At 73.5% G+C, this 26125-nt stretch carries 24 protein-coding genes; 9 read left to right on the forward strand and 15 right to left on the reverse strand.

The genetic code is table 11. From position 1 onward, the window contains the following. Positions 1 to 29: 29 nt before the first annotated feature. The 3 genes from DEJ51_RS02105 to DEJ51_RS02115 form a co-directional block, all read right to left on the reverse strand. Complete coding sequence (locus DEJ51_RS02105) at positions 30 to 1130, reverse strand: calcium:proton antiporter (protein ID WP_150255746.1); 1101 nt, start codon at positions 1128 to 1130, stop codon at positions 30 to 32. A gap of 253 nt (positions 1131 to 1383) precedes the next feature. Next, positions 1384 to 2976 carry an acyl-CoA synthetase gene (locus DEJ51_RS02110; protein ID WP_223835624.1) on the reverse strand — a complete coding sequence of 531 codons (1593 nt, stop codon included), beginning with the start codon at positions 2974 to 2976 and terminating at the stop codon, positions 1384 to 1386. Then, positions 2973 to 4088 (reverse strand): nitronate monooxygenase, encoded by a 1116-nt coding sequence (locus DEJ51_RS02115; protein ID WP_150255748.1) that lies wholly within the window; start codon positions 4086 to 4088, stop codon positions 2973 to 2975. Before DEJ51_RS02115 ends, DEJ51_RS02110 begins: the two co-directional genes overlap by 4 nt. A 412-nt stretch (positions 4089 to 4500) precedes the next feature. Between DEJ51_RS02115 and DEJ51_RS02120 the strand changes: the two genes are divergently transcribed. Beyond that, positions 4501 to 6480: a serine hydrolase domain-containing protein gene (locus DEJ51_RS02120; RefSeq protein ID WP_150255751.1), complete on the forward strand. Its 1980-nt coding sequence runs from the start codon at positions 4501 to 4503 to the stop codon at positions 6478 to 6480. Between the two features lie 49 nt (positions 6481 to 6529). On the opposite strand, the gene DEJ51_RS02125 is transcribed toward DEJ51_RS02120, so the two are convergent. The 4 genes from DEJ51_RS02125 to DEJ51_RS02140 all read right to left on the reverse strand — a co-directional run bounded on the left by DEJ51_RS02125 (position 6530) and on the right by DEJ51_RS02140 (position 10017). Then, positions 6530 to 6904 carry a VOC family protein gene (locus tag DEJ51_RS02125; protein WP_150255753.1) on the reverse strand — a complete coding sequence of 125 codons (375 nt, stop codon included), beginning with the start codon at positions 6902 to 6904 and terminating at the stop codon, positions 6530 to 6532. Positions 6905 to 6913: 9 nt separating this feature from the next. Further along, positions 6914 to 7441: a hypothetical protein gene (locus DEJ51_RS02130; protein WP_150255755.1), complete on the reverse strand. Its 528-nt coding sequence runs from the start codon at positions 7439 to 7441 to the stop codon at positions 6914 to 6916. Positions 7442 to 7587: 146 nt separating this feature from the next. After that, complete coding sequence (locus DEJ51_RS02135; RefSeq protein WP_150255756.1) at positions 7588 to 8991, reverse strand: alpha/beta hydrolase family protein; 1404 nt, start codon at positions 8989 to 8991, stop codon at positions 7588 to 7590. Positions 8992 to 9357: 366 nt separating this feature from the next. Continuing rightward, positions 9358 to 10017 (reverse strand): TetR/AcrR family transcriptional regulator, encoded by a 660-nt coding sequence (locus tag DEJ51_RS02140; protein WP_150255758.1) that lies wholly within the window; start codon positions 10015 to 10017, stop codon positions 9358 to 9360. A gap of 98 nt (positions 10018 to 10115) precedes the next feature. On the opposite strand from DEJ51_RS02140, the gene DEJ51_RS02145 reads away from it, so the two are divergent. Both DEJ51_RS02145 and DEJ51_RS02150 read left to right on the forward strand, forming a co-directional pair. Then, positions 10116 to 11324: an FAD-dependent monooxygenase gene (locus DEJ51_RS02145; protein WP_150255760.1), complete on the forward strand. Its 1209-nt coding sequence runs from the start codon at positions 10116 to 10118 to the stop codon at positions 11322 to 11324. Between the two features lie 54 nt (positions 11325 to 11378). Next, positions 11379 to 11828, forward strand: a complete 450-nt coding sequence (locus tag DEJ51_RS02150; RefSeq protein ID WP_150255761.1) for a nitroreductase family deazaflavin-dependent oxidoreductase — start codon at positions 11379 to 11381, stop codon at positions 11826 to 11828. 64 nt (positions 11829 to 11892) lie between these two features. Here the strand turns inward: DEJ51_RS02150 and DEJ51_RS02155 are convergent, their stop codons facing one another. The 4 genes from DEJ51_RS02155 to DEJ51_RS02170 form a co-directional block, all read right to left on the reverse strand. Beyond that, a complete protein-coding gene (locus DEJ51_RS02155) occupies positions 11893 to 12300 on the reverse strand; it encodes a PPOX class F420-dependent oxidoreductase (protein ID WP_150255762.1) in 408 nt (135 codons plus the stop codon). 317 nt (positions 12301 to 12617) lie between these two features. Continuing rightward, positions 12618 to 14186 (reverse strand): phytoene desaturase family protein, encoded by a 1569-nt coding sequence (locus DEJ51_RS02160; RefSeq protein ID WP_150255764.1) that lies wholly within the window; start codon positions 14184 to 14186, stop codon positions 12618 to 12620. Then, entirely contained in the window at positions 14183 to 16294 is a 2112-nt protein-coding gene (locus DEJ51_RS02165; protein WP_150255766.1) for a serine/threonine-protein kinase, read from the reverse strand. The genes DEJ51_RS02160 and DEJ51_RS02165 overlap by 4 nt, the downstream gene beginning before the upstream one ends. Before the next feature lie 26 nt (positions 16295 to 16320). Continuing rightward, positions 16321 to 17226: an oxygenase MpaB family protein gene (locus DEJ51_RS02170; RefSeq protein WP_150255768.1), complete on the reverse strand. Its 906-nt coding sequence runs from the start codon at positions 17224 to 17226 to the stop codon at positions 16321 to 16323. A gap of 467 nt (positions 17227 to 17693) precedes the next feature. Between DEJ51_RS02170 and DEJ51_RS02175 the strand changes: the two genes are divergently transcribed. Beyond that, positions 17694 to 18695 (forward strand): DUF4344 domain-containing metallopeptidase, encoded by a 1002-nt coding sequence (locus tag DEJ51_RS02175; protein WP_190620136.1) that lies wholly within the window; start codon positions 17694 to 17696, stop codon positions 18693 to 18695. Between the two features lie 266 nt (positions 18696 to 18961). On the opposite strand, the gene DEJ51_RS02180 is transcribed toward DEJ51_RS02175, so the two are convergent. Next, complete coding sequence (locus tag DEJ51_RS02180; protein ID WP_150255770.1) at positions 18962 to 20089, reverse strand: DUF6183 family protein; 1128 nt, start codon at positions 20087 to 20089, stop codon at positions 18962 to 18964. A gap of 82 nt (positions 20090 to 20171) precedes the next feature. Here DEJ51_RS02180 and DEJ51_RS02185 point away from each other — a divergent pair, with 82 nt between their 5' ends. The 3 genes from DEJ51_RS02185 to DEJ51_RS02195 all read left to right on the forward strand — a co-directional run bounded on the left by DEJ51_RS02185 (position 20172) and on the right by DEJ51_RS02195 (position 21629). Next, the gene (locus DEJ51_RS02185) at positions 20172 to 20564 is read left to right on the forward strand and encodes a molybdopterin-binding protein (protein ID WP_150255771.1); all 393 of its coding nucleotides are present in this window, start codon (positions 20172 to 20174) and stop codon (positions 20562 to 20564) included. A gap of 67 nt (positions 20565 to 20631) precedes the next feature. Then, on the forward strand, positions 20632 to 21219 hold the full coding sequence (locus DEJ51_RS02190) for a MepB family protein (protein ID WP_150255773.1): 588 nt from the start codon (positions 20632 to 20634) through the stop codon (positions 21217 to 21219). Further along, the gene (locus DEJ51_RS02195) at positions 21216 to 21629 is read left to right on the forward strand and encodes a VOC family protein (RefSeq protein ID WP_223835625.1); all 414 of its coding nucleotides are present in this window, start codon (positions 21216 to 21218) and stop codon (positions 21627 to 21629) included. The genes DEJ51_RS02190 and DEJ51_RS02195 overlap by 4 nt, the downstream gene beginning before the upstream one ends. A 35-nt stretch (positions 21630 to 21664) precedes the next feature. Here DEJ51_RS02195 and DEJ51_RS02200 read toward each other — a convergent pair whose 3' ends face one another. The 3 genes from DEJ51_RS02200 to DEJ51_RS02210 all read right to left on the reverse strand — a co-directional run bounded on the left by DEJ51_RS02200 (position 21665) and on the right by DEJ51_RS02210 (position 24637). Further along, positions 21665 to 22144, reverse strand: a complete 480-nt coding sequence (locus tag DEJ51_RS02200; protein ID WP_150255775.1) for a hypothetical protein — start codon at positions 22142 to 22144, stop codon at positions 21665 to 21667. Positions 22145 to 22429: 285 nt separating this feature from the next. Continuing rightward, a complete protein-coding gene (locus tag DEJ51_RS02205) occupies positions 22430 to 24142 on the reverse strand; it encodes a SulP family inorganic anion transporter (protein ID WP_150255777.1) in 1713 nt (570 codons plus the stop codon). A gap of 87 nt (positions 24143 to 24229) precedes the next feature. Continuing rightward, the gene (locus tag DEJ51_RS02210) at positions 24230 to 24637 is read right to left on the reverse strand and encodes a pyridoxamine 5'-phosphate oxidase family protein (RefSeq protein WP_223835626.1); all 408 of its coding nucleotides are present in this window, start codon (positions 24635 to 24637) and stop codon (positions 24230 to 24232) included. A 341-nt stretch (positions 24638 to 24978) separates the two neighbouring features. Between DEJ51_RS02210 and DEJ51_RS02215 the strand changes: the two genes are divergently transcribed. Beyond that, entirely contained in the window at positions 24979 to 25443 is a 465-nt protein-coding gene (locus DEJ51_RS02215) for a Crp/Fnr family transcriptional regulator (RefSeq protein WP_150255781.1), read from the forward strand. A gap of 25 nt (positions 25444 to 25468) precedes the next feature. Further along, on the forward strand, positions 25469 to 26107 hold the full coding sequence (locus tag DEJ51_RS02220) for a CBS domain-containing protein (protein WP_150255783.1): 639 nt from the start codon (positions 25469 to 25471) through the stop codon (positions 26105 to 26107). The last annotated feature ends 18 nt before the right edge of the window (positions 26108 to 26125 follow it).

Genomic DNA, 26125 nt, shown 5'->3' on the forward strand with positions numbered 1-26125 from the left:
GGGGCGCTCGGGCGGGGGCGGGGCGGTGGCTACGGGCTCACGGCCAGGAAGAGGTAAGCGGCCAGCAGCACGATGTGCACGCCGCCCTGCAGCAGCGTGGCCCGCCCCGGGACGATGGTGAGGGCGCTGACCACGACGGTGAGGGCGAGCAGCACCATGTGGATCGGTCCGAGGCCGAGCAGCAGCGGGCCGGAGAGCCAGACCGAGGCGAGGGCGATCGCCGGAATGGTCAGGCCGATGCTGGCGATGGCGGATCCGTAGGCGAGGTTGAGACTGGTCTGCACGCGGTCGCGGCGGGCGGCCCGGACGGCGGCGAGGGTCTCGGGCGCCAGGACGAGCAGGGCGATGATCACACCGACGACCGCCTGGGGCAGGCCTGCGGCCGCGACGGCCCGCTCGATGGTCGGGGAGACGGCCTTGGCGTCGCCGACCACGGCGACGAGCGCGATCAGCAGCAGGCCGAGGCTGACGAGGGCGGCGCGGGCGGTGGGAGGCTCCGCGTGCTCCTCGCCGCCGGGCCCCTGCCCGGTGTCCACGGGCAGGAAGTAGCTGCGGTGGCGGACGGTCTGGACGGCCACGAAGAGCCCGTACAGGGCGAGTGAGGCGACCGCGGCGAAGGTGAGCTGCGCGGTGGAGAACTCCGGGCCCGGCTTGCTGGTGGTGAAGGTCGGCAGGACCAGGCTGAGGGTGGCCAGGGTCGCGACGGTGGCGAGGGCGGCACCGGATCCCTCGGGGTTGAAGACGGCGATCCGGTTGCGCAGGGCGCCGACGAGCAGCGACAGCCCGACGATCCCGTTGCACGTGATCATGACGGCTGCGAAGACCGTATCGCGGGCCAGTGAGGCGGTCTTGTCGCCGCCGTCGGCCATCAGGGTGACGATGAGCGCCACCTCGATCACCGTGACCGCGACGGCGAGGACGAGGGAGCCGAAGGGCTCGCCGACCCGGTGGGCGACCACCTCGGCGTGGTGGACCGCCGCCAGCACCGCGCCCGCGAGGCAGAGCGCGACGAGCGCCACCGCGAAGCCGGGCAGGTCCCGCCCCCAGCTGAAGACGAGCGCGACCAGCGCCACCACGGGGACCACGAGGGTCCAGTCGGTCAGGGGAGATCTGCGCGCAGTCGTACTCATATCAGCCAAGTTGCCAGAAGTGTCCCGCCAGTGCGGCGCAAGGCGCGCCTCCAGGGCCTTGACGTGGCTTTTCTCACGACATTGCGCGCGCCGCGGCGGGTGCGGGGCTGCCCGGACGAGGCGGCGACGAGCCGGGACATGCGGGCCTGCCCCGGCGCACCCGCCCTCGCTCTGCAACGACGACCTGACGGACCTGCACCGTGCGGCGCCGCGGGCGCTGCTGCGTCACGTCTCGGATCGCCGCGCCCCCGTGTCAGAGCGGCCGGTCATGGCCCTCCCAGTAGGGGTCGCGCAGCCGCCGCTTGTAGAGCTTGCCGTTCGGGTCGCGGGGCATCGTCTCGATGAAGTCGACCGTCTTGGGGCGCTTGTACCCGGCCAGCTGCCGCTCGCAGTGGTGCAGGATCTCGGCGGCCAGGGCGTCACCCGCGACGAAGCCCTCGGCCGGCTCGACCACCGCCTTGACCTGCTCGCCCCAGTCGGCGTGCGGGATGCCGAAGGCGGCGGCGTCCGCCACGGCCGGGTGGGTGAGCAGGGCCGACTCGATCTCGGCCGGGTAGATGTTGACCCCGCCCGAGATGATCATGTCGATCTTGCGGTCGCGGAGGAAGAGGTAGCCCTCCTCGTCCATCAGCCCCAGGTCGCCGACGGTGAAGAAGTCCCCGATCCGGTTCTTCCTCGTCTTGCCCTCGTCCTTGTGGTAGCTGAAGCCGCCGGTGTTCATCTTGAGGTAGACGGTGCCCAGTTCCCCGGCGGGCAGCCGGTTGCCGTCGTCGTCGAAGATGGCGAGTTCACTGATCGGCCAGGCCTTGCCGACGGTTCCCGGCTTCTTCAGCCAGTCCTCGGCTGTGGCGAAGGCGCCGCCGCCCTCGCTGGCCGCGTAGTACTCCTCCACGCAGCGGCCCCACCAGTCGATCATCGCCCGTTTGACGTGGTCGGGGCAGGGCGCGGCGCCGTGGATGGCGTGCCGCATCGAGGAGACGTCGTACGCGTCCTTCGTCTCCTGCGGGAGGGCGAGGAGCCGGTGGAACTGGGTCGGCACCATGTGGGTGTGCGTGCAGGCGTGGCCGTCGATCAGGCGGAGCATCTCCTGTGGCGTCCACTTGTCCATCAGCACCAGCGGGTGCCCGATGTGCAGGGCGGCGCCCGCGAACTGGAGGACGGCGGTGTGGTAGAGCGGCGAGCAGACGAGGTGGACGTTGCCGTCGAACGGCCGGATGCCGAAGATGCCGAGGAACCCGCCCAGATACGTCTCCTCCGGGAGCTTGCCGGGCAGCGGGCGGCGGATGCCGCGCGGGCGGCCGGTGGTACCGGAGGTGTAGTTCATGACCCAGCCCAGGGTGCGGCCCTCGGGGACGCTCGCGGGCTGTCCGTCGAGCAGCTCCGCGTACGGCCGGAAGCCCTCGACCGGTCCGACGCAGTAGCGGTGGCTCGCGGGCAGGGCGGCCTCGTCGGCGGCGGCCGTGGCGGCTTCGGCGAAGCGCTCGTGGGCGATGAGGACCTTCGCACCGGAGTCGGAGACGATCCAGGCGATCTCGGGGCCGACCAGGTGGTGGTTGACGGGGACGAGGTAGAAGCCCGCCTGGGAGGCGGCCAGGTAGGCGGTGAGGAACTCGACGCCGTTGGGGAGGACGACGGCGAACACGTCGCCCTTCTCCAGGCCGGCGGCGCGCAGTCCGTGGACGAGGCGGTTCACGTCGGCGTGCAGCCGGCCGGCGCTCCATTCCTCGCCCTCGGGGGTCACCAGGACGGTGCGCCCGGGGTCTGCGGCGGCCTGGGCCCAGAAGCCGTTGGGCGGCTGCCGGTCGGCGGCAGGATGCGTGGACGTCGTGGCGTTCATGTCGGTCATGCCTCTCGGACTCGGCCGGCGATGCGGTTGATGCGGTCGATCGCCTTCTCGAACCCGCTGGTGAGGTCGTCGAAGACGGCCCGGACGCTGCGTTCCTCGGTCATCCGGCCGACGATCTGGCCGACTGGGGTGCCGAGCAGGGGCTGGATCTCGTACTTCTGGATCCGGGAGACGGCTTCCGCGACGAGCAGGCCCTGGAGCGGCATGGGGAGCGCACCGGGGCCGGCCGGGTCGTCCCAGGCGTCGGTCCATTCGGTGCGCAGCTGCCGTGCGGGCTTGCCGGTGAGGGCGCGCGAGCGGACGGTGTCGCCTGAGCCGGCGGCGAGCAGCTTCTCGGTGAGGGCGCGCGAGTGGAGGTCGGCCTCGGTGGTGGTGAGCCAGATGGAGCCGAGCCAGGCGCCCTGGGCGCCGAGGGCGAGGCCTGCGGCGATCTGCTCGCCGCTGCCGATGCCTCCGGCGGCGAGGACCGGGAGGGGAGCGACGGCCTCTGCGATCTCGGGGACCAGGACCATGGTGGCGATGTCGCCGGTGTGCCCGCCGGCCTCGTAGCCCTGGGCGACGACGACGTCGATGCCGGCCTCGGCGTGGCGGCGGGCGTGCTTGGCGCTGCCTGCGAGGGCGGCGACGAGGACGCCGTGGTCGTGGGCGCGCGCGATGACGTCGGCGGGTGGCGAACCGAGGGCGTTCGCCAGGAGTTTGACGGGGTAGTCGAAGGCGACGTCGAGCTGGCTCCGGGCGACCTGCTCCATCCATCCGGTGATCCGCCAGCCGGAGGCCTCGCCCTCGGCGAGTTCGGGCACGTGGTACTTGGCGAGGGTGTCGCGGACGAAGGCACGGTGCGCGGCCGGGATCATCGCCTCGATGTCGGCCTCTGCGATGCCGTCGACCGCCTTCTTCGCGGGCATGACGACGTCGAGGCCGTACGGCTTTCCGCCGGTGTGCGCCTGCATCCAGTCGAGGTCGCGTTTCAGGTCGTCGGGGGCCGTGTAGCGGACCGCTCCGAGTACCCCGAAACCGCCCGCTCGGGTGATGGCGGCGGCGACCGCGGGGAAGGGCGTGAAGCCGAAGATGGCGTGCTCGACTCCCAGTTTCTTGCTCAGCTCCGTCTCCATGGGCGGCAGGATGCCGCAGCCCGACGGCCGAGGGAAGAGATTTTCTGATGCAGTGTCAGATTCTTTACGGGCCGGTCGGTGCGGAGGGTGCCCGGCGGGCGGGCAGATACCCACTACCGTGCGGATCGCCTGCGGCGCGCTCGGCGCATCCGGGGAGCCCGGGACGTGTCGCCCGCGGCGCGCCCGGAGGTCCCGGAGCCCGGAACCCGGGCGGGCGATGGCGCCGCAGGCGGTCGGCGGGGCGGTCCGGCCCGTCGGTGCGGGAGGTGCGCGACCCCGGGCCGAGCGCCGGAAGACGGCACCGCGGACCGGGGCCGTCCCGGCCCCGCCGGGCGTTCGGGGCGCGGGGGCCCGAGCCGGGGCCGGGCCCGGAGAGACGACGCCGCAGGTAGGCAGCGGACAGGAGGCGGACATGACAGTACGCACGGGGGTCATCGGTGGGGCGAGCGGGGAAGCGCGGCCCGCACCGACCGCGTCGGGCACACCGACCGCGTCGGGCGGGCCCGAGAACACGGGCGGCCGGCCCGGGCCGGCCGGCGGCGCACCGACACGACGACGGCCCGGGGCGGCGACGGGCACGCTGACACGGCGACGGCTCGGGGCGGCGACGGGCACGCTGACACGGCGACGGCTCGGGGCGCGACTGCTCGCGCTGGGCGGGGTACTCGTCCTGCAGGCCGCGCTCCCGGGCTCCGCGGGCGCCGCGGGCGGTCCCGCCGAACGGCGCGCGCTCCAGGGGCTGCGGCTGCGGTACGGGTCGGCACGCCAGGCGGGCCTGCTGGAGCGGCACCTGGAGGGGGTCGCGGACGAGGCCCGGCGCTTCCTGGGCCCCTCCCCCGAACACCCCTACTACGCGGGGGCGGTGGTCCTCGCCGGCCGGGGCCGCACCATCGCCCTGCACCGGGCCATGGGGTACGCGGTCCGGTACGCGGAGTACGACGGACGGACCGACCGGGTCCGGGAGTTCCCGGCGGCCGAGCGGATCGCGATGGCCGAGGACACCGTCTTCGACCTGGCCTCGCTGACCAAACTGTTCACCTCCATCCTGGCGGTGCAGCAGATGGAGCGCGGGCGCCTGGAGCTGGAGGCTCCGGTGTGCCGGTACCTGCCGGAGTTCGTCGGGGGCGGCAAGGAGATCGTCACGGTCCGCCAGCTGCTGACGCACACCTCGGGGTTGCGCTCCTGGGCGCCCTTCTACCAGGAGTCCACGCGGGAGGGGCGGCTGAGGCTGCTGTGGTCGGTGCGGCCGCAGGAAACCCCCGGGACCGTCTACCGGTACTCCGACCTCAACCTCATCACGCTGCAACTGCTCCTGGAACGGATCACCGGTCGCACTCTGGACGTCCTGCTCCGGGACGAGATCACCGCTCCGCTCGGGATGCACCGCACGCGTTACAACCCACCGTTCTCCTGGCGCCGGGTCACCGCCGCCACCGAGGTGCAGCGCCCGCCCTGGTCCGGCCTGGACCGCGGGCTGGTCTGGGGCGAGGTCCACGACGAGAACGCCCACGCGCTCGGCGGCGTCGCGGGCCACGCCGGGGTCTTCGGCACCGCCTGGGATCTGGCCGTCCTCGCCCGCGCCCTCCTCGACGGCGGGGTCTACGCGGGCAGGCGCATCCTGCGCCCCGCCTCCGTCGAGCTGCTCTTCACCGACTACAACACGGCCTTCCCCGGCGACGACCACGGTCTCGGCTTCGAGCTCTACCAGCACTGGTACATGGGCGCCATGGCCACCCCGCACTCCGCCGGGCACACCGGCTTCACCGGCACCTCCCTGGTCCTCGACCCCTCCACCGACTCGTTCCTGATCCTGCTCGGCAACTCCGTCCACCCCGTACGGACCTGGCGGGCCGGCAGCGCGCCACGGGTCGCCGTCGGCAACCGCTTCGCCCGGGCCGTCCCGGTCCGCACCCGGCACGGCGGCGCGGCCTGGTTCTCCGGCATCCAGCCGGGCGCCTCGGGCACCCTCACGCTGCCGCCGCTCGTCCCGGCGACAGCCGCCGCCCGGCTGCGCTGCGCCGTGTGGTGGGACACCGTGCCCGGTGAGGGCGCCCTGCACCTGGAGGCCTCCGCCGACGGGGAGCGCTGGGAGCCGCTGCCCTTCAGCACGCTCCGGTCCACCGGCGGTACGCCCGAGCAGTGGCCGCGGGGTTCCGTGAGCGGCTGGTCGGGCCGCGTCTGGCACCGCCTCGAAGCCCCCCTCACGGCCGCCTGGGCGGGGCGCGAGGTGCGACTGCGCTTCCGCCACACCGCGACCGGCCGCTACGTGGGGCGCGGGGTCTACGTGGACGTGGTCCGCGTGGCCGAACCGGGCCGCCTGCTCTTCGCGGAGGACCGCCCCGCCGACGCCGCCCGCATCGAAGCCATCGGCTGGACCCGGTCGCCGGACTGAACTCCCCGACCGCCGCCACGGATCGGTGCTGTTCGAGAGTCCGGGCGGATCAGTGCCGTACGAGACAGAAGGGGTGCCCCGCCGGGTCGGCGTAGACCCGCCAGCCACGCCCGTCCGAACCGTCGAGGAGCGTCCCCCCGGCCGCCAGCACCTCCTCCTGCGCCCGGTCCAGGTCCGGGACCCCGAGGTCCAAGTGGAACTGCTGGGGCCGGGTGGGGTCGGGCCAGCGCGGCGGCACGTGGTCCAGGGCCTGCTGGAAGGCGAGGACCAGGCCCGACGGGGTGTGGAGCGTCGCCCAGCTCTCGTCGAGCGACCAGCGCCGGTCCGGCTGGTTGACGGTCCCGCCCAGCAGGGACCGGTAGAACGCGGCGAGCGCCTGTGGCTCGGGGCAGTCCAGGACCACGCACTGAAGTTCGGCAATCATGATCGAATCCTAGGTCGTGGGGCCGCCGGCTCCTCGTCGGCCGGGCCTGGCCAGTGGCTCCCGTGCGGCGCCGGCCGGCCAGACGACCTCCACCGGCAGTCCCTGCGCGCGAGCGGCCGCCACGGCGTCGCCCGTCCCGCCCCGTCCGCCGCCCGGCCCTCCGTCCCAGACCGCGACCAGCAGCTCGGCCCGGCCGAGCAGCAGTCGGTTGGCCGCGGCGTAGGCGGCGGAACCCGCCCTCTGGTACGGCATGACCTTGACCTCGGAGGCCGCCCGGACGAGGCGGTCGAACGCGACGGTGTGCGGCCCCTCCGGCATCCGGGCGCGGTAGTCGGCCGAGGGGAGCACCGCGACCAGCCGTCCGCCCAGCGCGAGAACGGCGTCCCCGAAGACCGTGTCCGCGCCGGCGGCCAGGCAGGACACCCCGGTGAGCTCCGCGGCCGGGTGGCGGGCGAGCAGCGGGAGCAGCGCCTCCGCGACGAGGGGAAGGGTCGCCGCGGTGAGGTTCACATGGCCCGTCACCGCGATGGTCGCCATGGCATCCCTGCTCCACGTCGTAGGACCGTCATCGAGGCCGCCGGGCGGCGACGCCCCCATCATGCCGTCCGGAACGGCCCCGGTCACGGAACGGGCCGCCGGGCAGCGTCCGGCCGAAAACGGGCCCGGGTGTTCCGGGCCCGCCCTCAGCGGTTCAGGAGCGTCTGCTGGAGCCAGTCGAAGACGACCTCGCAGTGCAGCTGCGGGGCCATGGGGGAACAGTGCAGCTGCGCGCCCTGGGCCGCCGTCAGTTTCAGGTAGTCCCTGGGCGAGGTGAGGGCGTCGTACATGCGGCGCGGCTGGCCGGGGTAGAACTGCTCGCCCTCGTAGTCCAGCACCAGGGTGGGTGCCTTGATGCGGCCGACCACATCGGTGATCGACAGGGCCTGGATCCGGGTGGCGGGGGTGTAGAAGTCGGTGAACAGCTTTCCCTGACGGGCTTCGAGCATCGCGGGGATGGAGAACGGTTCGAAGCGCTTCTTCATCACGTCGGCCGCGTCCGGCGGCAGTTCGGGGACGACCTCCTTGTTCCAGATGTCGTTCGTCTCCTGCTGGTCGGGGGTGAGGATCTTGCGGATCTCGGGCGGGAATCCCAGCCACGGCTCCACACACCCCGGCATGGCCACCAGCGCGGCGATCCGGGTCTCGAACGCCGCCGCCCTCGGGGCGAGGTCCCCGGCCATGCTCAGACCCGTGAGGGCGATCTTGCCCGGGTCCACGTCGGGCCGGGCCGACAGCCAGTCGACGAGGGGGGTGACGACCTTCTCCCAGGTGGGCGTGAAGACGACCTGGTCCACGAAGAGCAGCTGCCCCTGGCCCGGCCCGTCGTAGACGAGCGCGTTCCAGCCCCGGTCCAGCGCAGCCGGGACCCCGTAGGTCCACATGTCCACGTTCTGGCCGTCGCTGCCGTTGGTCAGGATCACCGTGGGGCGCGGGGTGTTGGAGGTGTCGGGGCGGAAGAACCACACGGGCAGGGGTGTGGTGCCGTACGGCACGTTCGCCTTCACCGGCGCGGGCTCGCACAGGCCGCAGAAGGTGTCCCAGGCCGCGCGCCCCGCCTTGTACAGCTGCTCCTCGCTGCCCGGGTCGTCGGAGCCGAGGACGAAGAACAGTGCCTGGCCGTAGTACTGGGCGGCGCGCAGCGCCCGGAACCGCTTGGTCTGGCTGTCGGCCGGGGCGCCCGGTGGTGCCTTCAGGAGCTGGTCGCCGAGTGCGCGGAAGGTCTGTACGTAGGTCTGCGCGGTCGTACCCGCGCCGTTGATCGTGTTCACCGCGGTGAGGACCTCGCCGACCTCGGCGGCGCCCGCGCCCGAGGCGCCGAGCGCGAGGAGGCCGTTGAAGTTGTACGCCGGGTCCTTGAACAGCGTCATCGCGCCCGGGGTGAGGCCGCCCGCGGCCGCGGTGGGTGGGGCGGAACTGCTGGACTCCGCCGCCGGGGCACCCGGGGCGCCGCCGCGGGTGCAGCCCGCCACGAGGGCGGCACCCGCCCCCGCGGTGAGGAGGGCACGGCGGGTGGGGCCGGAGGGCTGGTCACCGGATATGCGGTTCATGCCATCGGAACGTAGCCCCGACACGGTACGGCGACCTCCCGTGCCGTCCGCTGCGAAGGGGGCGCGGCCCCCGGTCCCGGCGTCGGCGAGCCATCGAACCGGCAGGTCACAGCCTTGTGTCCCGGCCTGTCGGTGCCTGTGCGCGGACGCCGCCCGCCTTGCGCCGGTCGGGGGACACGGCTCCCGGCGCAGGCTCGCCATCCCCTGTCGGCCCGGAACGTCCTACGCTGAAAAGCGGCGGCCGAACCGGCGAGCGGCCTGCGGCCGCCTGTGGGCACCTGCCCCTCCCCCACTGTGCAGGTGCCCACCTCGGGCTTCCCGCGGCGCTGCGCCGGCCTGATCCGCAGGGCTCCGGAGCCCTGCGGATCAGGCCGGACGGGCGAGGACCGCGTCGAGCATCCGCCGGGTGACGGAGGTGAGTTCGGCGAGGTCCGGGGCCGGACGGGAACGGGCGAGGGCGCCGGCCAGCCGGTCGTAGAGCAGCCCGTCCGTCCAGGCGACCAGCAGTTCGGCGGCCTCCTCGGGCCGCTGCGCGCCCAGGGCGGCGAGGATGCCCGAGGCCCGGACCCGGGCCCCCCGGCCGGCCCGGTGGAAGTCCGCCTCCAGTTCGGGGTTGCGGGCCGCTTCGAGGCTGAGTTCGAAGCGGGCCAGCTGACGCGCGCGGCCCACCGTCAGCCAGCGGTGCAGCAGCCCGCCGAGCGCGGCCGCGGCCGCCTCCCGGCCCCTTTCCAGGTCCCGCTCCAGGTCCCTGTCCAGGTCCGCAGGCGGCCCCCCGGGCGCGAGGGGGCCCCCGAGGTCGCCGACGTCGTCCAGATCCAGCTCGGCCAGCCGCTGGTAGCAGGCCCCGATCAGCGCCGTCCTCGTACGGAAGTAGTACGAGGTGCTGCCGGCCGGCAGCCCGGCCGCGCCGTCGACCGCCCGGTGGGTCAGGCCCCGGAGCCCGGTGGCGGCCACGAGGTCGATGGCGATGTCGGCGATCAGCGTTCTGCGGTCCGCCGCGGGCGGGCTCTTGCGAGGGGTGGACATCGGCCCACTCTACAGCTGTAGAGTGACTGCAACGGACTCTACAGATGTAGAGGATCCGGCCGCAGGAGTACCGAGGAAGAGGAAGCGGGGGACTCGTCATGTCTGCAGTTCAGCGTCACGCGGTCGTGGCAGGCGCGGGGATCGGCGGGCTCGCCGCGGCCCTGGCCCTGCACCGCCACGGCTGGCGGGTCACCGTCTGCGAGCGGGCGGCCGGGCCGACCGCGGTCGGCGCCGGGATCGTGCTCGCCCCCAACGCCCTGCGTGCCTTCGACACCCTCGGCTTCGACGTCACGCGCGCGGCGGGCCGCGCTCTGCCCGCCGCGATGGGCCTGCGCCGCCCGGACGGCCGCTGGCTCAGCCGAGCCGACACCGCCGCCCTGGCCGCCCGCTTCGGCGGCCCGCCGCTCGCCCTGCACCGCTCGGCCCTCGCCGAAGCCCTGGCCGCCGCCCTCCCCGCCACGGCGATCCGCTACGGCGCCGCCGTCACCTCCGTCGACGACGCCGACGGCTCCCCCGTGGTCCGCACCGACGCCGGCGACCTGGACGGCGCCGATCTCGTCATCGCCGCCGACGGCATCCACAGCCCGCTGCGCCGCCAGTACTTCCCCGGCCATCCCGGCCTGCACCACAGCGGCGAGACCGCCTGGCGCACGGTCCTGCCGGCCGCCGCGCACCCCACCGGGGCGGCGACCGCCGAGACCTGGGGCCGCGGCGAGCGCTTCGGCGTGGTCCCGCTCGCCGACGGCAGGACCTACCTCTACGCCACCGCCGTCGCCCCGGAGGGATACCGCCCCGCCGACGTCCGCGCCGAACTCCTGCGCCGCTACGGCACCTGGCACGACCCGATCCCGGCCCTGCTGGAGCGGATCGATCCGGCGGCCGTGCTCCAGCACGACCTCTACGACCTGGCCGGTCCGCTCCCCCGCTTCCACCACGGGCGCCTGGCCTGGCTCGGAGACGCCGCCCACGCCATGACCCCCAACCTCGGGCAGGGCGGCTGCCAGGCCGTCGAGGACGCGGCGGTCCTCGGCCGTCTGCTGGCGGGCACCCGCGCCGAGGACGTCCCGGCCGCCCTCGCCGCCTACAGCGCCGCCCGCTGCGCGCGCACCGACGCCATCCGCGTCCGCGCCCGCCGGGCGGGCCGGGTCGCCGCCCTCTCCCACCCCCTCGCAGTGGCCGTCCGCGACCTCGCCGTCCGCGCCACCCCGGCCCGGGTCACGGACCGGGCCATGGCTGCACTGTTCGACGGATTCACGCTCCCGGAGGGAACGGAAACCGTGCCCTCGGGTGTTTCCACTCGTTGGTGAGGTTCGCTGACTGTGATGACTGTGCTGATCCGATGCGAAGGCAGGCGGAGTGACATGACGACCGACATCGACTGGGACAACCCGACCGACCCCAGGGAGGGCACCTGGCAGCTGGACCACGTCAAGCTCTACGCGGGCTCGGGCGGCTCCGAGGGCCAGTACTGGAACGGCACCCAGACCCTGCTGCTGACCACCCTGGGCCGGGTCTCGGGCAAGCCCGTACGGACCCCGCTCATCTACGGCGAGGCCGAAGGCGCCTACCTGGTCGTCGCGTCCAAGGGCGGCGACCCCGAGCACCCGCTCTGGTACCGGAACCTCTCCGAGCACCCCACGGTCCGTGTCCAGGTCGGCCCGAAGATCATGCAGGGCACCGCCCGTACCGCCACCCCCGAGGAACGCGCGGCGTACTGGCCGGTGATGGTCGGGCACTGGCCCGCGTACGACGAGTACCAGGCCAAGACGGACCGCGAGATCCCGATCGTCGTCATCGAACCCGCCGGATGACCACCGCGGCCCGGTGGTCCGAGGGCCGGCGGGAGTCTCCTCCCGACGGCCCGTCCGGCGCGCGTCAGATGGAGCCGACCACCTTGCGCGGGGTGACGCGGACGACGACGCGCTGGGCGTCGTCCTTCGACGCCGGGTTGAAGTCCGAGTAGTCCTTGCCCGTGTACTTGCGCGACAGCGCGTCGATCAGCTCGTACCCGCCCTCCGTGGTCAGTTCGGCGGTGCCGCGGACCTCGGCGTAGGTGTAGGGCGCGTCCGCCGGGTTGATCATGACCGTGATCCGCGGGTCCGCGCGCAGGTTCTTCTCCTTGCGGCGGCCGACCGTCGTGGAGACGAGCAGGTCGTCGCCGTCCCGGGTGAGCCAGGTGATCGACAGCTGCGGGCTGCCGTCGGGCTGGATCGTGGCCACGGTCGCGAAGACCGGGCTGTCGTCGATGAGGTTCTTCAGGTCGTCGGAGAGTGCGGCGGACACGGGGCGGTTCCTTCCCTCGGCTGGCTGCCGTCCCCCGGCCGACTGGCCTCGGAGGGGACCGGCAACGGACAGCCTGCAAAACCGCTGCCGCCCCGGGCAAGCTCCGCCACCCCGTGCCGCACCGCGCGCCGCGGCGCCGCGGGCCCCGGATCCCCGGTGGTGGCCGGGCCGCGGCGCCCGACCCGGCGGGCGGACGCGTACCCACGATCCACCCGTCCGGCCGAGCGCGGTCGCACCGCACCCGGATCCTGCCGGACCCGCGACGCCCGGCACCGCGCCCTGATCCGCCCTGGTCCCCCCGATCGGCAGGACACGTCCTAGCGCCCGAGTACCGCCATCGCCGCGTTGTGTCCGGGGACCCCGCTGACACCGCCGCCGCGGACCGCGCCCGCACCGCACAGCAGGACGTTGCGGTGGGCGGTCTCCACGCCCCACCGGCCGCCCTGGTCGGCGTAGGGCCAGGACAGGTCCCGGTGGAAGATGTGGCCGCCGGGCAGCCGCAGTTCGCGCTCCAGGTCCAGCGGCGTCTTGGCCTCGATGCAGGGGCGGCCGTCCGCGTCGAAGGCCAGGCAGTCGGTGAGCGGTTCGGCCAGGTGTGCGTCGAGCTGCGCGAGGGTGGCCGTCAGCAGGACCTCGCGGGCCTGCTGGTTGTCGTGTCCGAAGAGCCGGGCCGGGGCGTGCAGGCCGAAGAGGGTGAGGGTCTGGTAGCCCTGCTCCACCAGTTCCGGGCCGAGGATCGTCGGGTCGGTCAGCGAGTGGCAGTAGATCTCCGAGGGCGGTACGGAGGGCAGCTCGCCCGAGGCGGCCTCCGCGTAGGCCCGGGCGAGCTCGGTGTAGCCCTCGGCGATGTGGAACGTGCCGCCGAAGGCCTCGCGCGGGTCCACCGAGGTGTCCCGGAGCCGGGGCAGCCGGCGCAGCAGCATGTTGACCTTGAGCTGGGCTCCCTCGGGGGCCTCGGCCGCGCCCTCCGCCGGGGCTTCGCCGAGGAGTTCGGCCAGGGCCTTCGGCGAGGCGTTCACCAGCACCGTGCGGCCGACGACCCGGCCCTCCCCGGTCGCCGTACGGAACACCACCTCCGCCGGGGCGACTCCATCCGTGTCGATCCGCAGCACCTCGTGGCCGGTCGCGATCTCGGCACCGGCCGCCCGGGCCGCCGCCGCGAGGGCGTCCGTCAGCGCGCCCATGCCGCCGACGGGCACGTCCCAGTCGCCGGTCCCGCCTCCGATGACGTGGTAGAGGAAGCAGCGGTTCTGCGCCAGGGAGGGGTCGTGCGCGTCCGCGAAGGTGCCGATCAGCCCGTCCGTGAGGACCACACCGCGCACCAGGTCGTCGGCGAAGTTCCGCTCCACGGCCTGCCCGAGGGGCTCCTCGAAGAGCATCCGCCAGGCGGCCTCGTCGTCGATCCGGGCCCGCAGCTGCGCACGCGTGGGCAGGGGTTCGGTCAGGGTCGGGAACACCTTCTCGGCGACCCGCCCGGTGGTCCCGTAGAAGGAGCGCCAGCTCTCGTACTCGCGCTCCGAGCCGGTCAGCCGCGCGAAGGACTCGCGGGTGCGCTGTTCTCCGCCGCCGACGAGCAGCCCGCCGGGCCGCCCGCCGCGTTCGGTGGGCGTGTACGAGGAGATCGTGCGCCGGCGTACCGCGAACCGCAGGTCAAGGTCGCGCACGATCTTCGACGGGAGCAGGGAGACGAGGTACGAGTAGCGCGAGAGTCTGGCGTCGACGCCCAGGAACGGGCGGCTGGAGATCGCCGCCCCGCCCGTGTTCCCGAGCCGCTCCAGGACCAGCACCGAGCGGCCCGCCCTGGCCAGGTACGCGGCGGCCACCAGGCCGTTGTGCCCACCGCCCACGATCACGTCGTCGTACACGTCCCGCCCGAAGGTCGTCATGGCTCTTGGTAGCACACCTGGCCGAGCCGCTCCAGACAGTGGGCCTCGTCGGCGTGGGCCAGGACCGTGTCGGGATGTTCGTCGCCGAGGGACCGTTCGCGGATGCCGGAGAGGTCCCGGTAGATGGGCAGCGCCTCGTCCCAGCGGCCCAGCCGGCCCAGCCCTCCGGCCAGTTCCCGGCGGCTGACCAGGGTGTCCGGATGCTCGGGCCCGAGCACCTCGGCCCGCAGGGCGCCCACCTGGCGGGCCTCCGCCACCGCTTCCGCCCAGCGTTCCAGACGGCCCAGGTTGACCCCGAGGACGTGCCGGGCGCGCAGCGTCTCGGGGTCGGTGACCCCGTAGGCGCGGGTGCGGTCGCGGACCAGGCCCCGGAACAGGTCGAGGGCCTGCTGGGTGTTGCCGGTGCGGCCCAGCGCGATGCCGACCTCGTAGCGGGCGGCCAGGGTGTCGGGGTGGTCGGGGCCGAGCACCCGCTCGCGTGCGACGCCGACCTGGTGGAAGGCGACCAGGGCCTCCTGCCAGCGCTCCAGGCGGCCGAGCGCGTACGCCGCCTCGTAGCGGGTCAGCAGGGTGTCCGCGTGCTCGGCGCCCAGGACGGCCGCCCGGTCGGCGGCGACCTCGGCGGCGGTGGCGTGGGCCTCCGCGTGGCGGCCCAGCGCACCCAGCGCGCAGGCCAGGTTGTGCCGGCAGCGCAGGGTGTCGGGGTGGAGCGGGCCCATGCTCCGCTCGCGGGCGACGAGGACCGCCCGGTAGACGTCGTGCGCCTCCTGGTGGCGGCCGAGCCGGCCCAGTTCGTACGCCGTCTCCTGGCGTGCCGCGAGGGTGTCGGCGTGGTCCGCGCCGAGGACCCGCGTGCGCCCCTCGGCCACGGCCGTGTACCCGGCGAGCGCCTCGTCGGGCCGGCCCGCGCGGCTGAGGGCGTACGCACGCGCGTGACCGGCGGCGAGCGCGTCCGGGCCGCTGCCGCGCGGCCCGGCGGGGCGCGGGAACCCGTACGCGGCGGTGAGCCGCGGGTCCTCGGCGGGCGCCGGACGGACGATGGTGGTGGTGCCGGGGTGGACCGGGGGGTACGCGCCGCGCGGACGCGGTACCGGCGGCCGGCCGGCGGGGCGCGCGGCGGTCCAGGCTCCGGTGAGCACGGCCCATTCGCCGCTCGCCGGCCGGGCGTCGATCCCGGCCTTGCGGCCGGCGGTCATGCCACGGGCCCACGGCGGGAGCGGGGCCTGGGCGCCGGACAGCCCGCCCGGTCCCAGCCGTGCCTCGACGAGCCGGCGATGCACATGGCGGGCATCGCCCGGCCGGTCCTCGGGGCGCTTGGCGAGCAGGTCCAGGACCACCTCGTCGAAGTAGCCGGGCAGCTCGGGGCGGTGCTCGCGCAGCGGTACGGGCGCGTTGTCGCGGTGGCCGACCAGCACCGACCAGGAGTCGCCGAGGTCGAAGGGCGGGGCACCCGTGGCGATCTCGTACAGGACGCAGCCGAAGGAGTAGAGGTCGCTGCGGTGGTCGACCTCGCCGCCCGCGATCTGTTCGGGCGACATGTAGTGCGGGGTGCCCATGGCCATGCTGCCGCCGGTGAGCTTGGCGGTGAAGCCGATGTCGTGGGCGAGGCGGGCGATGCCGAAGTCGCAGATCTTCACGGTGCCGTCGGTGAGCCGCATGATGTTGGCGGGCTTCAGGTCGCGGTGGACGACGCCCTGGTCATGCGTGTAGCCGAGGGCGGCGGCCATCTGCTCGGCGATGTCGACGACCACGTCCACGGGGAGCGGGCGCGTGTCGTTGTCGTCCAGGAGCTGGCTGAGGTTGCGGCCTTCGAGGAGTTCCATGACGAGGTAGAGCGGGCCGCCGGCGGCGCTGTCGTCGCCGAAGTCGTGGACGACGGTGACCCCGCGGTGCTGGAGGGACGCGGCGACGCGCGCCTCGCGCCGGAACCGCTCGCGGAGCACCTGGGTGAAGTGGGCGTCCTGCTCGGCGCCGATCGGCTTGAGGCACTTCACGGCGACCTGCCGGCCCAGCGATTCGTCCCGGGCGCGCCATACCTCGCCCATGCCGCCGCGCCCGATCAGATCGAGCGACCGGTACCGGCCCTGGATCAGTCTGGACTCCGCCATGTCTTAAAGCCGCCCCCGTTTTCGCGCTACGCCCTCCCCGGCCGGTCCAGTATGGCCGCTGATGTACGCAGTGTGTACGGCGAGGGGCGGCTCCCGGGGCCCATGCGACGCATCGCTTTCAAGATGTGACCTGGAGGCAGCTGCCAGCGTAGACCTGCGGGAATGCTGCGCAGCACGCGCCCGGTGAGGCGCATGCGCCGGGTGACGGTGCGCGGGTCGGGTGCGGGCCGCCCGTACAGCCGGTGCGCCCAGCCCGGGAGGGAACCGTACGCCAGGCCGGCGAGGGGCGGCCACAGCAGGTTTCGGCCACGTACGAGGACGGCGGGGACGGGCGGACGGCGCAGGAAGTCGTCCACGGCGAGGGCATCGGGGCCGGCGGCGAGTTCGGGCCGGATCCGGCCGAAGTAGGCGGCGAGCCCGGCGGCGTCGGCGGGGACCGCAGCCGGGTCGAGTCCGACGAGGCGGGCGCTCACGCGGTTCTCGTCGACGTAGCGGTCCGCCTGGGCGGGGGTGAGGGGGACGCCGGAGCGGCGCAGTACGTGCAGGAAGCTGTCGATCTGCGCGCAGTGGATCCACAGCAGCAGCTCGGGGTCGTCGACGGGGAAGCGTTCGCCGGTGTCCGGATCGGTGGCGGACAGGCTGCGGTGGATGGTGCGGACGCGGCGGCCGGCGCGCTCGGCGGCCTCGGTGGTGCCGTAGGTGAGGGTGCCGACGAAGTCGGCGGTGCGCAGCAGCCGTCCCCAGGCGTCCGACCGGAAGTCGGAGTTCTCCATGACCCCGCGGACGGCGCGCGGGTGGAGGGCCTGGAGGTAGAGCGCCCGGAGCCCGGCGATCCACATCATCGGGTCCCCGTGGCACTGCCAGGTGACGGACGAGGGGCCGTACAGCCCCGGGTCGGCGCCGGGGCGCGGTCCGGTCACGGTGGTCCCCATCCCGTACCTCCCCGTCGCAGACGCCCGGCGGCTCCAGCGTACCGATCCGGGGTGGCCGTCGGCGGGGTGCCGCCGCCGATGGGTCGCCGGGCGGTTCGGCGTTCCGGCGGGCCGGGGGCGCGGTACGCCTCGGCCGGGGAGGCGGCCGCTCGCCGTCCCGGCGGTCTTGACGGTGTCTTCAGGCGGTGTCTTCGGGCGGTGTCTTCGGGCGGTGCGGAGGGGCGTACGCGTGCCGGCCGGTCGACGGGCGACGGTCCCGTCCGCCCGGCCGGAACCGCAGCGGGCGTCGCGGCAGGGACCGGACGACGGACGGCGGACCGCGCCCAGGCGGACGGCGGACCGCGCCCAGGCGGACGGCGGAGGGCGCTCAGGCGGGCGTCGGTCCCCCGAACGGGCGGCCCGACGGGCACCGGCCCGCAGCCGGCCGGAAGATCGGTGCGGGGGCACGTGACGGGAGCCGACCAGGGATGCCGAACACCGCCGATTGCTCGAAGAGGGCCCGCACCGTCCTGTCAGGCGTGCTGCTCCTCGCCGGGGTCGTCGTGACCGGCTGCGCCGGCGGAACTCGCGACGCGGGCCAGGGGCCGCAGGGGCCCGGAGCCGGATCCCAACCGCCGTCGGCCCGGTCCGGCCGGGTCACCGTCGTCTACGAGACCCGCACGGTCGAACCGGCGGACCGGGAGGCCGTGGCGCTGATCCGGAACTCGCAGGTGCTGGAGCGGTCGGCGGACTGGGTGAACCGATCGCTCACGCTCCCGCACGACATGGTCGTGAAGGTCACCTCGCAGGTCCCGCCCGGCGTCACCGACGCCGTCACCCAGCCCGACGGCAGGACGATCTTCGTCCCGCCGTCGTTCCTGACCCAGATCGAGAAGGCGCTCGCCGACGTCGTGAAGACCGTCGAGCGGCCCGCCCTGTTCCCCGCGGCCGAGTACAACACCGACGACCTGACCGTCCTGTCGACCGAGTTCATCTTCGGCCACGAGATGGGCCACGCCCTGCAGCGCCAGCTCACGCTGGCCAACCTCGGCCTCGAAGAGGACGCGGCCGACGGCTACGCGTCCTTCTACACCGTCAACGAGGTCGGGCCGGGCCCGTCGCTGGCCGCCGCGATCCTCTTCGACGAAATCGCCCGCAAGGAAGGCCGGCCCACGCTGGAAGGCATGTCGAGCGACCACCCCGTCACGCAGCAGCGGGCCTTCAACTTCCTGTGCTACCTGGACGGCAGCGACCCGGAGAAGTACCAGCGGTCGCTGGTCGACAGCGGCTACCTCCCCAAGACGCGCGCGCCGCTCTGCCCGCAGGCCTGGGCGATGCTGGACTACGGCTGGTGGACCCAGCTCCAGCCCCACTTCAGCCCGGCGTTCAGGCCCCGCGGTGACGAGGAGCAGAAGAAGGCGCACGCCCGGCTGCTCTCGGAGACGAAGGCTCTGGCAGAGCGGATCGACGAGATCCGCCGCAGCCAGTGAGCCCGCCCGGCACGGGCCCGGGAAGCCACGGCTCGCGCTGCGCCGGGCCCCTGCTGCGTGCCGGCCACGACTTCGCGGTGGTCCTGGGCACCGGACTGCGCTGCGAGGGCTTCGAGCCCTGCGGCTGTGGAACGTGACCCGGAGTTCCGCCCCGTACCCGCGTCCAGCTGCCCGGCCGGGCCGACCCGCTGGACGCCCGCTGAACACGACGGGGCCCGACACCGTCCCCACCGTCCGGGTCCCCCGCCGTACGAACCGCCGGTAGCTCAGTCGGTGTCGGTCGCGGCGAGCACGGCCAGGCGCCGACCGTCCGAGGACAGCGCGGCCAGACCGATGTCCCAGGCCACCTGCTCGAACCACGTCGTGCCGGCGTCGAACTCGTACCAGACGCAGTCCAGCACCTGTGCTTCGGCCTCTGCGGCGGTGGCGTCCCCGGAGCTTCCGGCCAGCGCGGCCAGAGACTGCCAAGCCGCCAGCCGGCCGTAGGCTCCGAAGGAACCGGAGGTGTACGCCCCGCCCGTCGACGCCGCCGCGAAGAGCACGCGCCACGCCTGGGCCGGCGGACAGACCCCCACCGACAGCGGGGCCTTCTTCCCCGCTCCGCGCAGAGACTCCAGCCCCAGCGTCAGGAGTGCGGTCGGGACCGATGCGGCGTCCAGGGGTTCCGCGAGAGCGAACACCCGCGCTTCGATGCGCCCGTTGGAGCCTTCGGCCCAGTTCGCCACGGCTTTGCCCATGGCCGTGGCAGTGGCCTGCGTCGTCGTCTCCTGCGCCGACGGGACGCGCACGTCGGCGAACACCGACGGACCGCGGCTCTCCGACGGGCCGTACGGCATCGAGTGGCAGCTGCCGCCCAGGCCGTAGCCCGGCAGATCCGCGTGCTTCTCCACGTCGGACCGCGTCAGGGGCAGCCGGCCCAGCGGGTGATGGCTCCAGTGCGGCGACGTCGCCCATCCCGCGATCCCCGGCGTGTCCTCGACGGCCGCGCCCCTGAGGACGAGCTCATGGACCAGGCAGGCCCGGAACTCCTCCGAAGCGCGGCCGGTGAACGCCGCGGCCAGGGCGGTCGCCTCGTGGCAGGAAGCCAGCAACGAGGCCGCTCGGCGGTCCAGCTCCCTGGTGGTGACCGCGTCCGAGGAGATGAGCCGCAGTGCCTGGGCGAGGTTGTCGGGGCCGGTCGTGGTGGCCAACAGCCGGAGCAGATGGTCGAAAACGCTTCGGTACTGCCACAACTGCCCCTCGGTGCCGTACGTCCTGGCGAGAGCGATACCAAGGTCCGCGGCGAAGACGGCGTCTCCCCGCGCGACCCGGTCGTCGGCCACGGCCCATACCGCCTTGACGTCCTTCAGGGCCGGAAGCCCCGCCACGATCTTCTGTATCTGATCATCAGCCACGGCCCGAGCCTACGCATCCGGCGGGCGCACGACCCGGGCGGCCCCGGCCCGGGCCGGGGCGTCGGCGGCATAGAGTTGCGGGGTGCAGCTCTACACGATCGGCGAGGCCGCCCAACTCCTACGCGTCAGCACCGACACCGCCCGTCGCTGGGCGGACGCGGGCCGCTTCCCGACCCTGCGGGACGGCAACAAGCGGATCGTCGAGGGCGTGCATCTGGCCGCCTTCTGCGTCGCGCTCGCCAAGGAGGCGGCCGAGGGCGACGGCGAGTCCGCCACGTCGGCGCGCAACGCGCTGCCCGGGATCGTGACGGCGGTGACGCTCGGCGAGGTGGCCGCCCAGGTCGAGATCCAGGCCGGCCCGCACCGCGTGGTCTCCCTGCTGACCCGAGAGGCGGTCGAGGAGCTCGGGCTCGCGGTCGGTGTGCAGGCCGTCGCCCGTGTGAAGTCCACCAGCGTCCACATCGACCTCGACTGACGGCGGCCCGGCGCCCGGCGAACCGTACCGGGCCGGGGACCGGTCAGGGCCGTGACAGGGTGAGGGCATGACGACGCGCCACGCACACACGCCCCCTCCCAGCCCCCGACCGTGGTCGGACACCGCCGCCACCCCGGTCCACCCGGATCTCGTCGCGGCGAAGGCACTCGTCTACGACCCCTGCGGATTCACCTGCTCGCTGCCGGTCCCGGAGGCCGAGGGCGCCGCCTACGCCGCCCACGCCTTCACCCTGGACGGGCGCGCCGTCCGGTTCCGCGCGGCGAAGACCACGCCCACGAAGGCCGGCCAGTTCGTCACCGTGTGGAAGCGCTCCCCGGCCGGTCCCATCATGCCGTTCGACGCCGCGGACCCGGTGGACCTCTTCGTCATCAGCACCCGCGACGGTGACCACTTCGGCCAGTTCGTGCTGCCGCTGGAGGCGCTCCGCCGGCACGGCGTCGTATCGACGGACGGCTCCGGTGGGAAGCGCGCCTTCCGCGTCTATCCGCCCTGGGTGGCCACCACCAACCGGCAGGCCGGGAACGCGCAGCAATGGCAGGTGGAGCACTTCCTGCCGCTGCCGTCGCCCCTGTCCCTCCCCCTGCCCCAGGACGGAGCCGTCGACCTGACCCGTGCCCGGGAGCTCTACGCGTGAGCCGGCCGGTCAGCGGCACGCTGCATCACATCGAACTGTGGGTGCCGGACCTCGACCGCGCGATCGCCTCGCTCGGCTGGCTCCTGGAAGCCCTGGGTCACACGCCCTACCAGCACTGGGCCGACGGCCGCAGCTGGCGGCTGGGGCCGACGTACCTGGTCGTCGAACGGTCGCCGGCCCTCACCTCCGACCGGCACGACCGCTGTCGTCCGGGTCTGAACCACCTGGCCTTCCACGTGGAGGACGCGGCCACCGTCGAGCGCCTCGCCGAGGAGTCGGCCCGCCACGGCTGGCAGCTGATGTTCCCGGACCGGCATCCGCACGCCGGAGGCCCGCGGCACCATGCCGCCTACCTGGAGAACGAGGACGGCTTCGAGGTCGAACTCGTCGCGATCACCGCGCCCGGCTGATCGACCGGACCGTGGTGCGGCCGGCTTCCGGGCGGCTACGTTCCGGTGCCGGCCGGCTCGCGGCCGCTGCCGGAGTCCAGGGCCACGACGGTGAAGCACACGGCGGCGCCGAGGCCCAGGAAGAAGAAGACCGGATTGACGTAGCCGGGGACCGAGGTGGCGTAGTCGCCGACGTCGTCGGTCTCGCACACGAACCGCAGGGGCACGTACTCCACCCGGTAGCCGGTGATCCCTTCCCCCCGGGTCTCCCAGCCCTGGGTACGGCAGGGCGTGATGGGGACCGAGTTGGTCCCGCCGTCCTCCGCCGCCACGACCGCGCCGGTGACGTGCAGCAGGCCCCAGGCGTACACGCCCACCGCGATCGCCGCCTGCGCGAAGCCGGCGGTCCGCAGCCAGGCCCCGCTGCCGGCACGCCGCGACCCCCCGGCCCGGGCGAGCACACCGACGGCGCGCCCCGCGAAGACCAGCGGAAGGATCAGACCGGCCGGAACGAGAACCAGCAAGAAGTACGCCACGGACCGACCCCACCATCGCGACAGCGGCGGGCACTGTGCCGGAACCCACAATTCCTGCAACAACTCCGTAACCGCCCCGGCCGCACCGCACCTGACGGCCGCGTGTGACCACAGCCGCTAGGTGTCCCCGGCCCGTCCGATCGAGCTGTACTCGTGCCAACCGGCTTCGGCGCCATGCAGCGCTGTCTGCCGGGGTTTCTCGGCACATCGGTACGAATACCCAGGCCCTCCCAGCCGGCGTGTGGACCAAGACGCCTCTTACCCGCTCCAGCAGCCGCAGGACGCTCATTCCCACCGCTGCGCTGGATCGTGGCCCATGACGCGTTGCCAGTCCCGATAGGCGGCAACGGCTGTGGGGAGCGTGGGGAAGATGCGCTCCGGGCCGACTGCGGCTGTCAGGCCGTAGGCGTCGAGGGGGCGGCGCAGGTCCTGCTTGACGCGGGCGAGGGCGAAGACGATGTCCCGTTGGGTGAGTTCGGAGCGCAGGGCCTCGACGGCGTCGAGGGCGGTGATGTCGACCTCGACGTTGGCCTCGGTGTTCAGGACGAACCAGTGCACAGGTTCGTCCTGAACAGCCACCGAGGCCAGTGCCCGGCGACGGAAGTCCTCGGCGTTGGCGAAGAACAGCGGGGAGTCGTAGCGGTAGATGAGCAGACCGGGAATGGTGCGCGCGGTCGGGTAGTCGTCGATGTCGTGCATGCCGGCCAGACCGGGCACCATGCCCTCGACCGCGTCGTGGGGGCGGGCGACCCTGGTGAGCAGTTCGGCGACGGACAGCGCCACGGCGAGGAGCACGCCGTACAGGATGCCGAGGGCCAGGACCCCGAGTCCGCAGCCGAGCGCGAGCAGGAACTCGCGGCGGCGGAAGGCTGCCAGCCTGCGGAACTCGTCCACCTCGACCAGGCGTACGGCGGCGTAGACGACGATGGCGCCGAGCGCGGCGGACGGCGTGTGGGCCAGCAGCGGGCCCAGGAAGAGCAGGACGGCGGCTACGCAGACGGCGCCGACGAGGGAGTACGCCTGGGTGCGGGCGCCTGCGGAGTCGGCGAGGGCGGTGCGGCTGGCGCTGCTGCTGACGGGAAAGCCGTGCAGGACGCCGGCGCCGATGTTGGAGACGCCGAGCGCCAGCAGCTCGCGGTTGGCTGCCAAGGGGTGCGGATCGTCGTGGCGGGCGAAGGCGCGCGCGGTGAGGACGACGTCCGAGTAGCCGACGAGGAGCACTCCGAGGGCCGGCAGGACCAGGTCGGCATAGTCCGACGGATCGGGCAGGGCGAAGCCGGGAAGTCCGGTCGGGACGACTCCGATGACGTTGATGCCGTCGTTCGCGTCGAGCGCGAAACCCGCCACCACGGCGGTGGCGAGCGCCAGCACGACGAGGGGTCCGGGCAGCGGTCGCCACACCAGCGGGAGGACGAACAGGAGGGCGAGACATCCGGCGGCGAGCACGGCCGTGGGCCAGTGCACGTCACCGAGGTGGTGGAGGAAGGAAGCCAGCTGGGGAAAGAACCCCGATCCGCTGCCACTCGTCCCGGTCAGGCGGGGAAGCTGGTCCACGATCATGATCAGAGCCACCCCGGCCAGGTACCCGACGAGGACCGGCCGGGAGAGGAGATCCGCGAGGAAGCCCAACCTGACGGCCCACGCGACGAGGCAGAGCAGACCGACCACGACCGCCAGGGCCGCCGAGAGCACCGCGTACCGCGCGGGGTCGCCGGCCGCCAGCGGGCCCACGGCCACGGCGGTCATGAGGGCGGTGGTCGACTCCGGTCCGACGGACAGCAGACGGGAGGACCCGCTGAGGGCGTAGAGGACCATGGCCGGCAGGGCGGCCCAGAGACCGACGACCGGCGGCAGGCCGGCAACGCCGGCGTACGCCATGACCTGCGGTACGAGATAGGCAGCGACCGTGATGCCGGCCAGCACGTCACCCCGGAGCCAGGGGGCGCGGTACCCGTGGAAAGCAGGCGGGACCGCCACGGTCCAACCGCGCTTCGGCATGGCACCTCCGGAACTCCTGCGGGCGATTCCCGCACCATCGTGACCTGCGACGGCCCTCGTAGAGGTGAAGCGCGCGAACGGGCGCCGCTACGGGCCGCCCTCGCGCAAGCGGAATCCGGTGACGAGGTCGGGTCGGATCCGGATCGCTCCCGATGCGCTGCTTGCGGCCCAGGGCTCCAGGAGGCGTCCGTACCGCTCGGTCTCGTCCGGGTCGGTGACAGCGGTGGCGTAGCCGGTGGCGACCACGCTCCAGCCCAGGTGTTGACCCGGATCGATGTCGTCGGCCTCGTAGGCGACGACCACGCCTGCACCCGGCTGGGTCGCGAGCAGCGCTGCCAGCGTCGATCCGTCCTGGACGCGGACGATGATGTCGCCGGCATCGAGAACGTGGTTGACGGGGCGTACGGCGGGCAGTGCGTGGTGGGTGAAGACGATCCGACCCAGTTCGGCGGTGCCGAGCAGCCGCAGCGCTTCGTCGGCGCCGAGCTCTTCCATCTGTCGTCCCGGCACACTGACGGCAGGCGAAGCGGTGGTCGCACCGGCCGGGTGACTTTTCATCGTCGGCGCCCTTCGTCGAGCGAGCAGGCCGCGATCCGGATCGACGGCGTGGTGCGGGAGGCGAACACCTGCGCTCTCCACGCCGTGCCCGTTCCCGTACGTCCCGCGCCTGCCAGTCGGACAGCGGCGAAAGCCGTGAACGGGCTGTCTGCTGCCAGGATCTCCGCGCGCGCCGAACTCGCACATGGGCCGATCGGTCCCTGGACGGGACCACAGGGCCCATGCCCGGAACGGCGGGAAGGCCAAGACTGAAGACGGACTCGAACAGGAGGCCGTCCATGAGTACCCTCTCACCCACCCGTATCTCCGAGGCACTGCCCGCCGACTGCCGCTCCCGTCTGCTGGAACTGGCCCGAGAGGTCAACTTCGAGGAAGGGACGCGTCTCTTCCGCGAGGGCGGCCACGCCGACCGGTTCTGGATCGTCCGGTCCGGCACCGTGACCTTGGACGTCCATGTGCCCGGGCGGCGCGCCGCCGTCATCGAGAGCCTGGGCGCCGGTCAGCTGGTCGGCTGTTCGTGGCTCTTCAAGCCCTGCGCGTGGCGCTTGGGCGCCGAGGCGATGTCGCCCGTCCGCGCGTACGAGTTCGACGCGGAGCGCGTGCGAGCGCTGATGGACGCCGATGACGCTTTCGGCTCTGCCCTGGGCCACTGGGTCGGGCAGGTCCTCGCCAACCGGCTGCAAGCCGCCCGTGTGCGCCTTCTCGATCTGTACGCGCCCTACGGCAGCGGCAGTTTCCTCTGATCGTCCGCACGGGAAGGAGCCGGTCATGCCCGCATCCCGCTACACCGTCAGTGACGTCATGACGCACACGGCCGTCGCCATCGGCCGGGAGGCGTCCTACAAGGAGATCGTCGAGCTGATGCACGCGTGGAAGGTCAGCGCGGTCCCCGTCGTGGAAGGCGAGGGCCGCGTCGTCGGCGTGGTCTCCGAGGCGGATCTGCTGCCGAAGGAGGAGTTCCGGCGGACGGACCCCGCGCTGCCCGAGCAGCTGGAGGAAGCGTCGAAGGCGGGCGCGGTTCTGGCCGAGGGGCTCATGTCGAGCCCGGCGATCACCGTGCACCCCGACGCGCCCGTCGCCGAAGCCGCCAGGATCATGGCCCGCAAGCACGTCAAGCGCCTGCCCGTGGTGAACGCGCTCGGCATGCTGGAGGGCGTGGTCAGCCGCAGCGACCTCCTCAAGGTGTTCCTGCGGCCCGACGAGGAACTCGAGGAGGAGATCCACCAGAGCGTGCTCACCGAGCTGGCACCCGGCGTGAACGTGGACTTCGCCGTACAGGACGGGGTTGTCACTCTGCGCGGCCCGCTGCGGGACCGGGCCCTCGTCCCCCCGCTCGCACGGGCGATCCGCGCCGTCGAGGGCGTCGTGGACGTCCGGATGGAGCTGGACGGTGCCGCCGCTGCCTAGTGCCTCACGGCCACGGGG

Source organism: Streptomyces venezuelae (genome assembly GCF_008642275.1).
GTDB lineage: Bacteria > Actinomycetota > Actinomycetes > Streptomycetales > Streptomycetaceae > Streptomyces > Streptomyces venezuelae_E.

Excerpts from the sequence above, each read along its gene's own strand:
- DEJ51_RS02145 (WP_150255760.1), top strand. The coding sequence starts at position 10,116 with ATGTCTGCAGTTCAGCGTCACGCGGTCGTGGCAGGCGCGGGGATCGGC.
- DEJ51_RS02120 (WP_150255751.1), top strand. The coding sequence starts at position 4,501 with ATGACAGTACGCACGGGGGTCATCGGTGGGGCGAGCGGGGAAGCGCGG.
- DEJ51_RS02175 (WP_190620136.1), top strand. The coding sequence starts at position 17,694 with ATGCCGAACACCGCCGATTGCTCGAAGAGGGCCCGCACCGTCCTGTCA.
- DEJ51_RS02165 (WP_150255766.1), bottom strand. The coding sequence starts at position 16,294 with ATGGCGGAGTCCAGACTGATCCAGGGCCGGTACCGGTCGCTCGATCTG.
- DEJ51_RS02110 (WP_223835624.1), bottom strand. The coding sequence starts at position 2,976 with ATGACCGACATGAACGCCACGACGTCCACGCATCCTGCCGCCGACCGG.
- DEJ51_RS02210 (WP_223835626.1), bottom strand. The coding sequence starts at position 24,637 with ATGGAAGAGCTCGGCGCCGACGAAGCGCTGCGGCTGCTCGGCACCGCC.
- DEJ51_RS02130 (WP_150255755.1), bottom strand. The coding sequence starts at position 7,441 with ATGGCGACCATCGCGGTGACGGGCCATGTGAACCTCACCGCGGCGACC.
- DEJ51_RS02150 (WP_150255761.1), top strand. The coding sequence starts at position 11,379 with ATGACGACCGACATCGACTGGGACAACCCGACCGACCCCAGGGAGGGC.
- DEJ51_RS02190 (WP_150255773.1), top strand. The coding sequence starts at position 20,632 with ATGACGACGCGCCACGCACACACGCCCCCTCCCAGCCCCCGACCGTGG.
- DEJ51_RS02170 (WP_150255768.1), bottom strand. The coding sequence starts at position 17,226 with ATGGGGACCACCGTGACCGGACCGCGCCCCGGCGCCGACCCGGGGCTG.
- DEJ51_RS02215 (WP_150255781.1), top strand. The coding sequence starts at position 24,979 with ATGAGTACCCTCTCACCCACCCGTATCTCCGAGGCACTGCCCGCCGAC.
- DEJ51_RS02140 (WP_150255758.1), bottom strand. The coding sequence starts at position 10,017 with ATGTCCACCCCTCGCAAGAGCCCGCCCGCGGCGGACCGCAGAACGCTG.
- DEJ51_RS02105 (WP_150255746.1), bottom strand. The coding sequence starts at position 1,130 with ATGAGTACGACTGCGCGCAGATCTCCCCTGACCGACTGGACCCTCGTG.
- DEJ51_RS02205 (WP_150255777.1), bottom strand. The coding sequence starts at position 24,142 with ATGCCGAAGCGCGGTTGGACCGTGGCGGTCCCGCCTGCTTTCCACGGG.
- DEJ51_RS02160 (WP_150255764.1), bottom strand. The coding sequence starts at position 14,186 with ATGACGACCTTCGGGCGGGACGTGTACGACGACGTGATCGTGGGCGGT.
- DEJ51_RS02220 (WP_150255783.1), top strand. The coding sequence starts at position 25,469 with ATGCCCGCATCCCGCTACACCGTCAGTGACGTCATGACGCACACGGCC.
- DEJ51_RS02115 (WP_150255748.1), bottom strand. The coding sequence starts at position 4,088 with ATGGAGACGGAGCTGAGCAAGAAACTGGGAGTCGAGCACGCCATCTTC.
- DEJ51_RS02125 (WP_150255753.1), bottom strand. The coding sequence starts at position 6,904 with ATGATTGCCGAACTTCAGTGCGTGGTCCTGGACTGCCCCGAGCCACAG.
- DEJ51_RS02135 (WP_150255756.1), bottom strand. The coding sequence starts at position 8,991 with ATGAACCGCATATCCGGTGACCAGCCCTCCGGCCCCACCCGCCGTGCC.